The organism is Streptomyces sp. NPDC058195 (assembly GCF_042883525.1).
Lineage (GTDB): Bacteria > Actinomycetota > Actinomycetes > Streptomycetales > Streptomycetaceae > Streptomyces.
On record NZ_JBHVVM010000013.1, the window covers coordinates 47,238 to 60,411 of the forward strand.

Here is a 13,174-nt window from a genome sequence, read left to right on the forward strand (position 1 = left end):
GAGTTGCCAGGGCGCGTCCGGGAGGCTTATAAGAGGAGCGTGACCGAGGCGATTCCGGGAATCCCGGGGAATGCTGGCATGGAGGTTTCCCAATGTTTCTCACTCCGTCCGACACGGAGAAATTGCTGTTGAGCGTCGCCGGAATGGTCGCTCGAGACCGACGGGACCGGGGAGTGCTGCTCAATTACCCCGAAGCAGTCGCGCTGCTTTCCTGCTGGGCGATGGAACGCGCCCGTGAGGGTGCCCGCGTCAGCGATCTGATGGCCGCGGGACGGAATGTCCTCACCCGTGCTGACGTGCTGGAAGGTGTCCCCGAGATGCTGCACGATGTTCAGGTCGAGGCGACTTTCCCGGACGGGCGCAAGCTCGTCACGATCACCTCGCCGATCCCGTGATCCCCGGCGAGATCCGGACCGGCGCCGGTGAACTGAAAATCAATGACACCCGCGCGCAGATTCTTGTGACCGTGGTGAACGACGGCGACCGGCCCATTCAAATAGGTTCGCATCTGCATTTTCCCGACGCGAACCCCGCGCTTTCCTTCGACCGGACCATTACCGAGGGATTCCGGCTCGATATCCCTTCCGGTACGTCACTCCGCTTCGAGCCCGGAGTCGGCGCCGAGGTCGCACTCGTCGAACTCGGAGGCCACCGGAAGGTGCCCGGCATCGTCGTGCCCGGCACCCGGCCCGCACGAACGGACGACATGTGACATGGCACGAATGACCCGTGACGCCTACGCGTCGCTCTACGGACCCACCTCCGGCGACCGGATCCGCCTCGCCGACACCGACCTCTGGATCGAGGTCGAGGAGGACCGCTGCTTCGGCGGCGACGAAGCGGTGTTCGGCGGCGGCAAGTCCATCCGCGAGTCCATGGCCCAGTCCACCGCCTCGCGCGCCGACGGTGCCCTCGACCTCGTCATCACCAACGTCGTCGTCCTCGACCACTGGGGCATCGTCAAGACCGACGTCGGCGTACGGGACGGCCGGATCGTCGCCCTCGGCCGCTCCGGCAACCCCGACATCAGCGACGGCGTCCACCCCGGTCTGGTGATCGGCCCCGGCACCGACGTCGTCTCCGGCGAGGGCCGCATCCTCACCGCCGGAGCCGTCGACACGCATGTCCACTTCCTCATGCCGGAAGCCCTGCACGAAGCCCTCGCCACCGGCACCACCACCGTCATCGGAGGCGGCACCGGTGCCACCGAGGGCTCCAAGGCCACCACCGTCACCCCCGGCGCCTGGAACCTGGCGATGATGCACCGCTCACTGGACCGCGTCCCGCTGAACGTCATGCTCTTCGCCAAGGGCTCCACCGTCGGCGCCGAGGCCCTCCGCGAGGCAGCCCTCGCCGGAGCGGGCGGTTACAAGGTCCACGAGGACTGGGGTGCCACCCCCGCCGCCATCGACGCCGCACTCAAGGCGGCCGAGGAACACGGCCTCCAGGTCGCCCTGCACGCCGACAGCCTCAACGAGGCCGGCTACGTCGAGGGCACCCTCGACGCCATCGCCGGACGCGGCATCCACGTCTTCCACGCCGAAGGCGCGGGCGGCGGGCACGCCCCCGACATCATCACCGTCGCCTCCCACCCCCATGTCCTCCCGGCGTCCACCAACCCGACGCTGCCGCACACCGTCAACACCGTCGCCGAACACCTCGACATGCTGATGGTCTGCCACCACCTCAACCCGCGTGTCCCCGAGGACCTCGCCTTCGCCGAGTCCCGCATCCGCGCCACCACCATCGCCGCCGAGGACGTCCTGCACGACATCGGCGCCCTCTCCATCACCTCCTCCGACGCCCAGGCCATGGGCCGCATCGGCGAGGTGATCTGCCGCACCTGGCAGGTCGCCCACTGCATGAAGCAGCGCTTCGGGGACCGCGGCAGCGAACTGCCCGCCGACAACGAACGCGCCCGCCGCTACGTCGCCAAATACACGATCTGCCCGGCCGTCGCGCACGGCATCGACCACGTCGTCGGCTCCGTCGAGCCGGGCAAGCTCGCCGACCTGGTGCTGTGGGATCCCGCGTTCTTCGGCATCCGGCCCGCCGCCGTCCTCAAGGGCGGCATGGTGGTGTACGCCCCGCTCGGCGACGCCAACGCCGCGATCCCCACCACCCAGCCCGTCCTGCTGCGCGCCACCGCCGCCGCCGACGCCGCCCCGCACCTCTCGGTCAGCTTCGTCGCCCCCGCGGCCCTCGCCGACGGCCTCGCCGAACGCCTCGGCCTGCGGCGGGAGCTGGTGGCGGTACGCCCCACCCGCCACCTCACCAAGGCGGACCTGCCGAACAACACCGCGCTCCCGGACATCGACGTCGACCCGGAGACCTTCGCCATCCGGATCGACGGGGAACTCGTGGAACCCGCCCCCGCCGCCGAACTGCCGCTGGCCCAGCGGTACGCCATGTTCTGATGGCGGGCCTGGCACCTCTCCTGCTCGGCGACGGACGGCTCCCGGTCGGCGCGTACACCTACAGCGCGGGACTCGAACCGGCCGTGGCCGCGGGACTCACCCGTGACCGCATCCCGGCCCTGCTGCGGGCCCGGCTGCACACCGCCGCCGTCACCGAAGCGGCCGCCGCGGTCCTCGCCCTGCGGGCCGCCGGACAGGACCCGGTCGACTACGGACCCGTACAGCGGGCGCTCGCCGCCCGCACCCCGGCCGCCCCGCTGCGCGAGGCGTCGGCGACGCTCGGCCGCGGAGTGCACCGCCTCGCGCGACGGCTCGCCCCGGACCATCCGGCGGTCACCGCGCTGACCGCGCTCGACCCCCGTCCGCTGCGGCCAGTCGCGCTCGGCGCGCTCGGAGCCGTCCTCGGCGTCACCGAGGAGGAACTGGCCCGCGGCGTCGTCTACGACGAACTGCAGACCATCACCTCCGCGGCGCTCAAACTGCTGCCCGGCGACCCGCTGGACACCGTCGCCTGGATCCTCGACGCCGAGCCGCACGCCGCGGCCGCGGTGGCTGAGTCCCTGGCGGTACGGACCCCGTCCGCACTGCCCGCCCGTACACCCCCGCTCACCGAACAGTGGGCACTGGAACACGCACGACGAGAACGGAGACTCTTCCTTGCCTGACCAGCACACCGACCAGCACACCGGTGAACCGGCCCACCCGCACCGGCCGCAGGACCGGCCGCGCGCCCTGCGCCTCGGCGTCGCGGGCCCGGTCGGCACCGGGAAGAGCTCCATCCTCGCGACCCTCTGCCGCCAACTGGCCGGCGAACTGGCCATGGGCGTCGTCACCAACGACATCTACACCGACGAGGACGCCCGCTTCCTGCGATCCGCGGGCGTACTGCCCACCGAGCGCATCCGGGCCGTCGAGACCGGTGCCTGCCCGCACACCGCGATCCGGGACGACATCAGCGCCAACCTCGACGCCGTCGAGGACCTGGAGGAGGAGTTCGGGCCGCTCGACCTGGTGCTCGTGGAGAGCGGTGGCGACAACCTCACCGCCACCTTCAGCCCGGCCCTCGCCGACGCCCAGCTGTTCTGCATCGACGTCGCGGGCGGCGGTGACGTGGCGCGCAAGGGCGGCCCCGGCATCACCGGAGCCGACCTCCTGGTCATCAACAAGACCGACCTCGCGCCCCATGTGGAGGTCGACGTGGCCGCGATGGTCGCCGACGCCTCGGCGGTACGCGACGGACTGCCCGTCCTCGCGCTCTCCAAGCACGACGCCGCCTCGGTCGCCGAACTCGCCGACTGGGTACGGTCGGTGCTCGCCCGCCACCGCGACGGAACCCTGGTCCCCGCCGACCCGGGCCCGATGGCCCCCCACAGCCACGGCGACGCCGACGGCCACGGCCACACGCACGGCCACACGCACGGCCACTCATGACCGAACAGGCCGCCGAGCCCACCGTCGTCGCCGTGGAACGCGACGACGCGGGCCGCCACCTCGCCCGCGAACTGCGGCCAGGCGCCTTCCTCGCACCCCGGCCCCTGCGCCCCGCCCCCGGCCAGCTGCGCCTCGCGCTGGTCGGGATCCGGGCGGGCCTGCTCGCGGGTGACGATCTGCGGCTGGACATCAGGGTCGGCCCCGGCGCCCGGCTGGAGCTGACCGAACCCTCCGGACTGGTCGCCTACGACCACCGCGGCGGCACGTCGCGCTGGCAGGCCCGCGTCGAGATCGAGGAAGGCGGCGAACTCCACTGGGACGCACGGCCGTTCGTGATCTCCCAGGGTGCCCGCGTCGAGCGCTCGATGACGGTGATGCTGGCCGCCGGTGCCCGCATGCTGTGGCGCGACACTCTGGTCCTGGGCCGGTCCGGTGAGCGCGGCGGCGCCGTCAGGGCCACCACGCACGCCACGTACGACGGCCGCGAACTGCTCGTCGAGGACCTGGACCTGCGCGACGCGGACCTGCGTGAACTGCCTGGCGTCCTCGGCCCGCACCGGGTGATCGGCTCGGTCACCGCGCTCGGCGCCGACCCCGGGGGAGGGCCCCACCCGTACCGGACGGCACTGGCGGGGCCGGGGGCGCAGATCCGGCTGCTGGACACGGTGGCACCGGCCGTCGAGGCGGATCTGGCCGCCGTCTGGGAGCAGTGGCGTCAGGTCACGGCCGGCTGACCGCGCCGCCCGGTTTCACGGGCGTACGCGCCAGGGCGCCGCGCGCCACCACCGCCGCGCACAGCAGCGCGGGCGCCCCCGCGAGCGCGAAACACAGCGCCGGCGACAGCCGGTCCACCAGCAGGCCCACCGCCGCGGTGCCGATCGACGACCCCGCGTTCACCGCGGTGTTCACCCAGGCCCCCGCCCGGGTGCGGGCGCCCGCGTCCACGGACTCGTCCGCGATCAGGTACGCGGTGGTCAGGGCGGGGGCGACGAACACACCGGCCACCGCGGCTGCCGCCACCAGCACGTACACCTGGGGCGACAGCCCCGCCACAGCCACCGCGGCCCCCAGCCCGGCGGCCAGCAGCGGCAGCCGCACCCGGTTCGGCGTCCGCCACGACACCGCCCCGTAGGCCAGTCCCCCGACCGCGCTGCCCGCCGACAGGGCGGCCAGCACCCAGGACACCGCCGCACCCTGGTGGCGCTGCTCGGTGAACGCCACCACCAGCAGGTCCAGCGCTCCCAGGCACAGCCCCACCGCGGCCGTCACCACCACCGCGTGCCTGAGCGGGACGACCCCGAGCAGCCGCCGCCCGGCCGCCCCGTCAGCCGGTCCGCCCAGCTCCCGCGCCGCACCGTCCTGCCGCGCCGTCCGTGCGCCGCGCACCGCCGGTGAGGCCACCAGCGCCAGTGTGCCGGTGAGCACCAGCGCGGCGCTGATCGCGACACCGGCCGCGGGCGAGGCCGCCGCGACCACCACGCCCACCAGCAACGGCCCGCTGACGAAGAGGAGTTCCTCGGCGACCCCGTCCAGGCTGTAGGCGCGCTGCAGCAGCTCCCGGTCGGCGACCAGGTCACTCCAGAGCGTGCGCATCACCGGCCCCAGCGGCGGGGTACAGGCCCCCGCCGCGGCGGCCAGTGCCCCGAGCCAGAACGGGGAGCCGCCCACCCGCCAGGTGGCGCAGGACAGGGCGGCGAGCAGGGCCGCGTAGAGGCCGGCCATCAACGGCAGGGCCCGGCGCGGCCCGTACCGGTCGATCAGCCCCGCCCGGGCGGGCGAGAGGAAGACACTGGTCGCGCCGAACAGGGCCATGACGGCACCGGCGACCGCGTACGAGCCGGTGGCCGCGTTCACCGCCAGCATCAGGGAGAGGGAGACCGTCCCGTACGAGAGCCGCCCCAGCAGGGCGGCACCGAAGGTGCGCGAGGCGTACGGAGTGCGCAGGACGGCCGCGTACGAGGGTGCGGACGCGGGCGTGGGTGAGGACATGGGTGAAGACGGAGACATGAGGACGTTCCTCGTGAGGGCGGCGCGACGAACGGCGCCGCGGGCGTGCGGGGACACCGAAGTGCCGCACCCGGAAAGGACGGGGTGCGAGCAGGGCGGGGTCCTACGCACAAAGGAGGAACATGCCGGTCAAGGTAGCAGGCGGGTCCGTTCCCGGGGAGGGGAGCGGCAGCCCCCGCGCCCGAGGGGGCGGGGCAGGGGGCGACGGGAGAAGAGGAGAAGGGAGAGCGGAGAGGAGGAGCGGTGTGGCGTGTGACATGGTCCGGGTAGCCTTGGCGGCCATGTCGTCCTATCCCGCCCGCACCCGCCCGGCCTTCGACGCCGACGAGCGGACTCAGCTCGTCGGCTGGCTCGACTCCCAGCGGGCGGTGGCCCGTTGGAAGTGCGAAGACCTGTCGGAGGCGGACGCGCACCGTGCCGTCCTGCCGTCCTCGCCCCTCATGACGATGGCGGGTGTGATGTCACACCTTCGCTGGGCCGAGCACCTCTGGTTCGAGGTCGTCCTGCTGGGCCGCCCGGCGGTGGGGCCGGTGTCCGACGGTCCCGAGGACGCCGACATGAGGGTCGAGGGAGTGCCGCTCGCGAAGCTGCTCGGCGACTACGACCGGCAGATCGAGGTGTCGAACGGGATCATTGCCGCGGGCTCGCTCGACGCCGTGGGACAGCACCCGGACTTCGAGGCGTCGGGCGCCAGTCTGCGCTGGATCATGTTCCACATGATCGAGGAGACCGCACGGCACGCGGGCCACCTGGACGCCATCAGGGAGATCCTGGACGGCAGGACCGGCCACTACTGACCCGGGGGTCAGGACCGGTCCGGGCTCCCGGGGCGGGCTGACACGATGCGTCCGCCATCGCCGCGGTGTGACATCGCGCGAACGTCGCGATGATCGGGAACACCGCCGTGCGAGGGGCACCCCGCTCGGTCAGAGGCCGGGCCCTGGCCCCTGGCCCTGGCTCCGGCCCCTCGACGGTCGTCACCATGCCCATGCCCATGCCCATGCCCATGCCCACGCCCGGGATCGGAGACTGTTCCGAGGCTTCCGGCAGGTCCGCCGTGGGCCGCTGAAGCAGGAGCCGCGGCAGCCGGGAACGGGCCGGGCCCGCCCGGTCACCCACCCGGACCGTGTCCGCCCGCGCCGCGAAGACCCGCACGGATCCGCCTTCCGGGCCCGCGGGCCGGGCGCTGCCGAGGCAGGCCCGCCGTGGGCGGCGGAAGGGCGGCGGAAGGGCGGCGAGCGGCGCGCCACGCGTGCCGCGCGGTTGCTCCACCGGAATGAACTCGCACGGCCGGGAGGCCGCGACCGGTGCCGAACCGCACCGTGCGGCGAGCCCGCCCCGTATACCCGTAGCTACCCGTCACGAACCGGAGGACGGTCGTACCGTCGCGAGATCTCATGAAAGGACCGGCGATGACGCTCGGAGCCGAGGAACGCCTGGACATCTCCGAATTGCTCGCTCTGCACGGGCACATGGTCGACAACGGCGAACTGGACCGGCTGGACGAGCTGGTCACCGAGGACGTCGTCTACGACGCGTCGGCACTCGGGCACGGGGAGCTGCGCGGGCTGGCCGCCTTCCGGGACATGGTCCGCGCACGGGCCGGGGCGAAGAACGGACCGGTCGGCCACCACGTCACCAACATCGTCCTCACCGAGACCGGGGACGGCCGGGTGCATGCCCGCTCCAAGGGAATCGGCGTCGCCGCGGACGGCGGGTGCGGCACCGTGACCTTCGAGGACGAGATCGTGCGCGGCGAGCGGGGCTGGCGGATCAGCGGCCGCAGGATCGTCCCGCACGGTGTGCCGGGCGGAGAGACCCCGCACGCCGCCGGGCAGGACACCTGTCCGCCCGGAACCCACCGCGCGGACCGGTCTCACATCCCCAGCAGCCCCGAGGTGTCCAGGACCTGACGGATCGCCCGCCCCGAGGCCAGTTCCTCCATCGCCGTGTTGATGTCGGCCAGCGGCAGCGTGCCCGTGTGCATCCGCTCCACCGGCATCACCCCGGCCCGCCACAGGTCCAGGAACCTCGGGATGTCCCGGCGCGGCACCGCGTCGCCCATGTACGAACCGAGCAGGGACTTGCCCTCGCCCGCGAAGGCCAGGGCCGGGACCTCCAGCATCCGGTCCGGCGCGGGCAGGCCCACCGAGACGACCCGGCCGCCCCGTGCCACCGCCGACAGGCACGCGGCCATCACCTTCGGGCTGCCCACCGCCTCCACCGCCAGCTCGGCGCCGCCCGAGGTGAGTTCACGGATCTCCCGGACCGCGTCATCGGGCGCGCAGGCATGTGTCGCGCCCAGCCGCAGGGCCAGCTCGCGCTTCTCGGCGACCGGGTCGACGGCGACGATCGGGTACGCCCCCGCCGCCCGCGCGCCCAGCACCGCGGAGAGCCCCACGCCGCCCAGCCCGTAGACCACCGCCGACTGTCCCGGACGCAGCGCCGCCGTGTTGATCACCGCGCCCGCCCCGGTGAGCACCGCGCAGCCGAACATCGACGCCACGGCGAACGGGATGTCCTTCGGGATCGGGACCACCGACTCCTGGGCCAGCACCGCGTGTTCGGAGAACGCGGAGACGCCCAGCTGGTGGTGGACCGGGGCGCCGGAGGCGTCGGTCAGCAGCGACGGGCCGTGCAGCAGCGCCCCCGCGCCGTTCGCCGCCGCGGCCTGCGCGCACAGCGCCGGGCGGCCCGCCGCGCAGTCGCCGCAGAACCCGCAGCTCGGTACGAAGACCAGGGCCACGTGGTCACCGGGAGAGACCCGGCCGACGCCCGGACCGGTCTCCTCGACGATCCCCACCGCCTCGTGGCCCAGGGCCATCGGCAGCGGTCGGACCCGGTCGCCGTTGACCACCGAGAGGTCCGAGTGGCAGAGCGAGGCGGCCGCGATCCGGACCAGCACCTCGCCCTCGCGCGGAGCGCCCAGCTCCAGCTCCTCCACCTCGACCGGGCGGGTCTCGGAGTAGGGCCGGGCCGTCGACGTACCGCGCAGCACCACCGCCCGGGTCCTCACGCGCCCACCTCCGCACGCGGCGCGCAGCGCAGCACGTCCCGGCTCTCCAGCAGCGGGACGACCTTGCCGAGCACGATCTGGCGGAAGTGCTCGGTGGCGCAGTGGGCGGTGAAGTCGGCCTCGGAGGCGTACTCCTCGTACAGCACCACCGCCCGGGGGTCCTCGGTGCCCTGATGGACCCGGTAGGCCAGGTTGCCGGGCTCGCGGCGGGAGGCGGCGGCCATGGTGTCGAGCAGCGGGAGGACGGTGTCCTCCGCGCCCTCCTTGGTGCGGTAGCGGGCTATGACCACATACGTCATGGGTTACTCCTGAGGTGCGGCGGGCCTCTTCAGGGCGGCGGGCGGGACCGGCGGCAGCTGGTCCCGGCGCAGACTCCAGAGGCGCGGGTCGGACGTCGCGGCGGCGGCCGAGCCGAGGGCCAGCGCCAGCGCGACGTCCGCGGGGGTTTCCACGAAGCCCGCGGCCACCGACGGGGACATCGCGCGCTGTGCCTGCGCGCTCATCCGGGCGATGATCGGGGCGGGCATGATCTCGACCAGGTCCGGCGCCCCGCGCGAGATCGCGTCCGTGGAGCGGCGCAGATTGGACCGGTCGGTGACGAACACCTTCATCATGGTCAGCAGGCCCAGCGGTCGGCCCTTCTCTATGAGCGAGAGCCGGGTGCTGACCACACCGTGCGCGCCCATGTTCTTGAGGAACTCCAGCGCGCCCCGGTCCTGCGCCAGACCGGGGCTGCTGTCCACGTTCACGAACACGGTCTTCCCCGCCCGGCCCAGCGCCGGTACGACCTGGGGCAGCTGCCCCACCGCGAACGACGCGAGGATGCCCACCTTGGCCGGGGCGGTCAGGAACTGCCGCAGCGGCTGGGTGCCGACGACCGACGCGACGACCGGCACCACGGCGAACGCCGCGGTGAGCCGGGGATCGAGCGGAGCGCCGGACCGGGAGGAGGAAGGGGTCATGGCAAGACCTGCCTGGGAGGGAAGGGTGCGTGACTGCCGGGAACGTGACTGCGGGGGCCGTGACGGCCAGACTCCCTGCGTCAGTTCAGCGGAGGCGTACCGAATCGGCTGGGAAGGCCCAGTTTGCCAGGGTTGAGGATGCCGGCCGGGTCCAGGGCCTTCTTCACCGCGACGAAGGTCGCGAAGCCCGCCCCGAGGGCTTCTTCCAGGTAGGGGCCGCGCAGCAGCCCGCAGCCGTGGTGGTGGCTGAGCGCCGCCGCGTGCCTGATCAGTACGGCGTTGGCGGCGTCCCACACCGAGCGGTACCAGTCGCGGCGTGCGGCGGGAGCCACGTCGCCGCGCAGCGAGAAGTACACGCAGGCGCCGTCGGTGTACGCGTGGGACTGGTGGGCCGAGGCGGCGAGGGTGCCGTCCACCGCCTGGATCGCGGCGACCACCTCGTCGTAGATCACCGGCAGGTCGGTCCAGGACGCGGCCATCTCCAGGGTGTCGGCGACGAAGCCGGGGCCGGGCTTGAAGCCGTCGGCGGACTTGCCGACCAGCATCCGCTCGTCCAGCCAGCGCTCGAAGACGGCCTGGCTGTCCAGCTCGGGGCCGTACTCCTCGCAGACCTCCCGGGCGACCCGGAGCGAGGCGTCCACGAGGGCCGGGTCGCCCTCGTCGGCGATCAGCAGCAGATTGGTCTCCGGGTGACCGAAGTGGGTGCCCGACTCCAGGGCGTCGTACAGCCGCAGAACGGCCGGTGTGGCGCCGCGCTGCATGATCCGGCGGCAGGCCTCCAGCCCCTGGGCGAAGCTCGTGAAGCCGTACGCGGCGGCGGAGGCGTACTCCGGCAGCGGGTGCACCCGCAGCCGGGCCGAGACGATGACGCCGAGGGTGCCCTCGGAACCGACGAACAGCTGGCGCAGGTCCGGGCCGACCGCGGCCCGCGCGTAGTCGCCGTACGTGGCACGGGTGCCGTCGGCGTGCACGACGTCCACACCGACGACCATGTCCTCGATCTTGCCGTACCGGGTGGAGAGCTGACCGGCGCCCCGGCAGGCGATCCAGCCGCCGACCGTGGAGACGGCGAAGGCGGACGGCCAGTGGCCGGTGGTGACGCCGTACTCCTCCTGGAGCTGCTTCTCGAAGAGGTCGCCGAACATGCCGGCCTGGACGTCCACGATGTTCGACTCCGCGTCGAAGCCGGTGATCCGGTTCAGTCCGCACACGTCCAGCACCACACCGCCGAAGACGGGCAGCGCCGCGCCGGTGACGTTGGAGCGGCCCGCGGACGGGGTGACCGGGATGCCCGCCTCGTGGCAGATCCGCAGCACCGCGGCGACCTGGTCGGCGTCGGCGGCCTCGACGACCACCGCGTCCGGGGTCGCCGGGCGGCCCTCGGTCTCGCCGATCATCGAACCGGCCCACCAGTCGCGGGTGCGGGTGACGACCTCCTCGCGGGCGGTGTGCACGGCGTGCGCGGCCCCGCGCAGCGCCTCCACCACGGACTCGGGGACCTCGACCGGGTCCACCTGGAGGGCGGCCTGTCCGTCGCCGATCGGCGTGTTCCGCGCCCACTTGGCGAAGCTGGGCGCACCGACGGTGTAGTCGCCCCGGTTGAACGGATGGGTGATGGTCTGACGGCTGATCATGCTGCTGCCCCTTCGAGGAGTACGGACTTTTCGTGACGGACGGCTGCGAGGTACTCGGCGACCGAGCGCTCGACCTGCGCCTCCGTGAGGTTCAGTTCCTGCCCGAGGATCGCGCCGACGGCCTCGGCGGCGTCCACGGACGCGTCCCGGGCGAACAACCGGGAGCGGGTCCGGCGGGAGAGGACGTCGTCGACCGAGCGGGCCAGTTCGGCGCGGGCCGCGTACACGACCTCCGCCCGGGTGTACGCGAGCCCGGCGACGATCGGCTCGGCCAGCGACGGGTCCTCCTGGATGAGGTCGCCGACGAACCGGGCCTCGGTGCCGAAGCGCTCGCCGAGGTGCGCGGCGATGCCGCCGGACGCGGCCACCGCCTCGGAGTCGTAGCCGGCGCCGCCCAGCAGCGGGAGGTTCGCGGTGCGGCTCCTCGCCTTCCGGCCGAGCACGGTCATCACCTTGTCGATGACGAGCTCGCCCATGTGGCGGCTGGTGGTGAGCTTGCCGCCGGTCACCGTCACCATGCCGGTGCGGCCGATGGTGATGTGGTGGTCGCGGCGCATGTCGAGGGTCGCGCCCTCCTTGCCGCCGACCAGCGGGCGCAGACCGCCGATGGAGCCGACCACGTCGTCCGGGGTGAGCTTCCCCTCGAAGGCGGTGTTGGCGCCCTCCAGCAGGAAGTCCATCTCCTCCCGGGTGCAGTGCACGTCGTCGGGGGAGCCCTGGTAGTCCTCGTCGGTGGTGCCGAGCACCACGCTGTTGCCCCAGCGGGTGCAGGTCGCGCGGCGGGCCCGGCCGGGGATCGGCACGGTGACCGTGCAGTTGATCCGCACCTTGTCCCACGGCACCACGATGTGCACGCCCTTGGCGGGGCGGACCTGCGGCGTGTGCCCGTCGTCCGCCTTCGCGTCCAGTTCGTCGGTCCACACCCCGGTGGCGTTGACGACGGCGCGGGCACGGATGTCGAAGCGGTCGCCGTCCGCCGAGACCCGTGCGCCGGACACCCGGCCCGCCTGGGTCAGCAGACCCTCGGCCTTCGCCCCGTTGAGGACCGTCGCACCGAGGGCGGCGGCGGTCCGCACGATGGTCAGCACCAGCCGGGCGTCGTCGGTGCGGGCGTCGAAGTACATCAGCCCGCCCTTCAGGTTCTCCGCGCGCAGCGTCGGCGCCTGCGCCAGCACCTCGGGCACGGTCAGCCGCTGGTGCAGCTTGCCGATCCGCCAGCCGCCGACCAGGTCGTACGTCCACAGCAGGCCCTCGAAGCCCTTGGCGAGGCGGGCGTCGAAGATCCCCTCCTTCTCCAGGATCGGGAAGAGGAACGGCAGCCGGTGCACCAGGTGCGGGGCGTTCTTGCGGAAGCGGTGCCGCTCCAGCAGCGAGTGGCGGACCAGGTTGACGTTGCCCTGCTCGATGTAGCGCAGACCGCCGTGCACCATCTTCGAGGACTTGGAGGAGGTGCCCGAGGCGAAGTCGTCCTTCTCGACCAGCGCCGCGCGCAGCCCCCGGGAGACCGCGTCCAGCACGGCGTACGCCCCGGTGACGCCGCCGCCGATGACGAGCACGTCGTACGTGTCGTCGGCCAGCCGCCGCTTGATGGCTGCCCGGTCGAGCAGCAGGGGCGTGCGGCGGGTCGCCGAGGCGCTGCGCCCCGGCTTCCGGGCGGGCATGGTGATCACAACATCAACTCCTGGTGTTCCGGTACGGCGGCCGTGT

14 protein-coding genes are annotated in these 13,174 nt (G+C 73.1%); 8 read left to right on the forward strand and 6 right to left on the reverse strand.

Annotated elements, in window-relative coordinates; translation table 11 throughout:
* The first annotated feature begins 92 nt into the window (after nt 1-92).
* From ACFVWY_RS17955 to ACFVWY_RS17980, 6 genes are read left to right on the forward strand one after another with little or no spacing between them, the layout of a single operon-like run.
* Nucleotides 93-395, forward strand: coding sequence for an urease subunit gamma (locus ACFVWY_RS17955; RefSeq protein WP_389873013.1), 303 nt, complete (start codon nt 93-95; stop codon nt 393-395).
* Nucleotides 392-712: an urease subunit beta gene (gene ureB, locus ACFVWY_RS17960; protein WP_389873015.1), complete on the forward strand. Its 321-nt coding sequence runs from the start codon at nt 392-394 to the stop codon at nt 710-712. The genes ACFVWY_RS17955 and ureB overlap by 4 nt, the downstream gene beginning before the upstream one ends.
* A gap of 1 nt (nt 713) precedes the next feature.
* Nucleotides 714-2,417, forward strand: a complete 1,704-nt coding sequence (locus tag ACFVWY_RS17965; RefSeq protein WP_389873018.1) for an urease subunit alpha — start codon at nt 714-716, stop codon at nt 2,415-2,417.
* Nucleotides 2,417-3,082 (forward strand): urease accessory protein UreF, encoded by a 666-nt coding sequence (locus ACFVWY_RS17970; RefSeq protein ID WP_389873021.1) that lies wholly within the window; start codon nt 2,417-2,419, stop codon nt 3,080-3,082. The genes ACFVWY_RS17965 and ACFVWY_RS17970 overlap by 1 nt, the downstream gene beginning before the upstream one ends.
* Nucleotides 3,075-3,848, forward strand: a complete 774-nt coding sequence (gene ureG, locus ACFVWY_RS17975) for an urease accessory protein UreG (RefSeq protein ID WP_389873023.1) — start codon at nt 3,075-3,077, stop codon at nt 3,846-3,848. Before ACFVWY_RS17970 ends, ureG begins: the two co-directional genes overlap by 8 nt.
* The gene (locus ACFVWY_RS17980; RefSeq protein WP_389873026.1) at nt 3,845-4,582 is read left to right on the forward strand and encodes an urease accessory protein UreD; all 738 of its coding nucleotides are present in this window, start codon (nt 3,845-3,847) and stop codon (nt 4,580-4,582) included. Before ureG ends, ACFVWY_RS17980 begins: the two co-directional genes overlap by 4 nt.
* On the opposite strand, the gene ACFVWY_RS17985 is transcribed toward ACFVWY_RS17980, so the two are convergent.
* On the reverse strand, nt 4,569-5,837 hold the full coding sequence (locus tag ACFVWY_RS17985) for an MFS transporter (protein ID WP_389873028.1): 1,269 nt from the start codon (nt 5,835-5,837) through the stop codon (nt 4,569-4,571). The genes ACFVWY_RS17980 and ACFVWY_RS17985 overlap by 14 nt on opposite strands.
* A gap of 299 nt (nt 5,838-6,136) precedes the next feature.
* Between ACFVWY_RS17985 and ACFVWY_RS17990 the strand changes: the two genes are divergently transcribed.
* Together ACFVWY_RS17990 and ACFVWY_RS17995 are read left to right on the forward strand one after the other, a co-directional pair.
* Nucleotides 6,137-6,652 carry a DinB family protein gene (locus ACFVWY_RS17990; protein ID WP_389873030.1) on the forward strand — a complete coding sequence of 172 codons (516 nt, stop codon included), beginning with the start codon at nt 6,137-6,139 and terminating at the stop codon, nt 6,650-6,652.
* 615 nt (nt 6,653-7,267) lie between these two features.
* The gene (locus ACFVWY_RS17995; RefSeq protein ID WP_389873032.1) at nt 7,268-7,768 is read left to right on the forward strand and encodes a nuclear transport factor 2 family protein; all 501 of its coding nucleotides are present in this window, start codon (nt 7,268-7,270) and stop codon (nt 7,766-7,768) included.
* Here ACFVWY_RS17995 and ACFVWY_RS18000 read toward each other — a convergent pair.
* From ACFVWY_RS18000 to ACFVWY_RS18020, 5 genes are all read right to left on the reverse strand, one after another.
* Nucleotides 7,732-8,871 carry a zinc-binding dehydrogenase gene (locus tag ACFVWY_RS18000; protein WP_389873035.1) on the reverse strand — a complete coding sequence of 380 codons (1,140 nt, stop codon included), beginning with the start codon at nt 8,869-8,871 and terminating at the stop codon, nt 7,732-7,734. The genes ACFVWY_RS17995 and ACFVWY_RS18000 overlap by 37 nt on opposite strands.
* Entirely contained in the window at nt 8,868-9,170 is a 303-nt protein-coding gene (locus ACFVWY_RS18005) for a putative quinol monooxygenase (RefSeq protein WP_389873037.1), read from the reverse strand. Before ACFVWY_RS18005 ends, ACFVWY_RS18000 begins: the two co-directional genes overlap by 4 nt.
* 3 nt (nt 9,171-9,173) lie before the next feature.
* A complete protein-coding gene (locus ACFVWY_RS18010) occupies nt 9,174-9,833 on the reverse strand; it encodes a glycerol-3-phosphate responsive antiterminator (RefSeq protein ID WP_389873038.1) in 660 nt (219 codons plus the stop codon).
* A gap of 80 nt (nt 9,834-9,913) precedes the next feature.
* A complete protein-coding gene (locus tag ACFVWY_RS18015) occupies nt 9,914-11,467 on the reverse strand; it encodes an FAD-binding oxidoreductase (protein WP_389873040.1) in 1,554 nt (517 codons plus the stop codon).
* A complete protein-coding gene (locus tag ACFVWY_RS18020) occupies nt 11,464-13,137 on the reverse strand; it encodes an FAD-dependent oxidoreductase (RefSeq protein WP_389873043.1) in 1,674 nt (557 codons plus the stop codon). The genes ACFVWY_RS18015 and ACFVWY_RS18020 overlap by 4 nt, the downstream gene beginning before the upstream one ends.
* Between the last annotated feature and the right edge of the window lie 37 nt (nt 13,138-13,174).

What these genes read in the sequence shown, in the direction of transcription:
- ACFVWY_RS17955 (WP_389873013.1), top strand. Translation starts at nt 93, where the DNA reads ATGTTTCTCACTCCGTCCGACACGGAGAAATTGCTGTTGAGCGTCGCC.
- ACFVWY_RS17965 (WP_389873018.1), top strand. Translation starts at nt 714, where the DNA reads ATGGCACGAATGACCCGTGACGCCTACGCGTCGCTCTACGGACCCACC.
- ACFVWY_RS17970 (WP_389873021.1), top strand. Translation starts at nt 2,417, where the DNA reads ATGGCGGGCCTGGCACCTCTCCTGCTCGGCGACGGACGGCTCCCGGTC.
- ACFVWY_RS17980 (WP_389873026.1), top strand. Translation starts at nt 3,845, where the DNA reads ATGACCGAACAGGCCGCCGAGCCCACCGTCGTCGCCGTGGAACGCGAC.
- ACFVWY_RS17985 (WP_389873028.1), bottom strand. Translation starts at nt 5,837, where the DNA reads ATGTCCTCACCCACGCCCGCGTCCGCACCCTCGTACGCGGCCGTCCTG.
- ACFVWY_RS17990 (WP_389873030.1), top strand. Translation starts at nt 6,137, where the DNA reads ATGTCGTCCTATCCCGCCCGCACCCGCCCGGCCTTCGACGCCGACGAG.
- ACFVWY_RS17995 (WP_389873032.1), top strand. Translation starts at nt 7,268, where the DNA reads ATGACGCTCGGAGCCGAGGAACGCCTGGACATCTCCGAATTGCTCGCT.
- ACFVWY_RS18005 (WP_389873037.1), bottom strand. Translation starts at nt 9,170, where the DNA reads ATGACGTATGTGGTCATAGCCCGCTACCGCACCAAGGAGGGCGCGGAG.
- ACFVWY_RS18010 (WP_389873038.1), bottom strand. Translation starts at nt 9,833, where the DNA reads ATGACCCCTTCCTCCTCCCGGTCCGGCGCTCCGCTCGATCCCCGGCTC.
- ACFVWY_RS18015 (WP_389873040.1), bottom strand. Translation starts at nt 11,467, where the DNA reads ATGATCAGCCGTCAGACCATCACCCATCCGTTCAACCGGGGCGACTAC.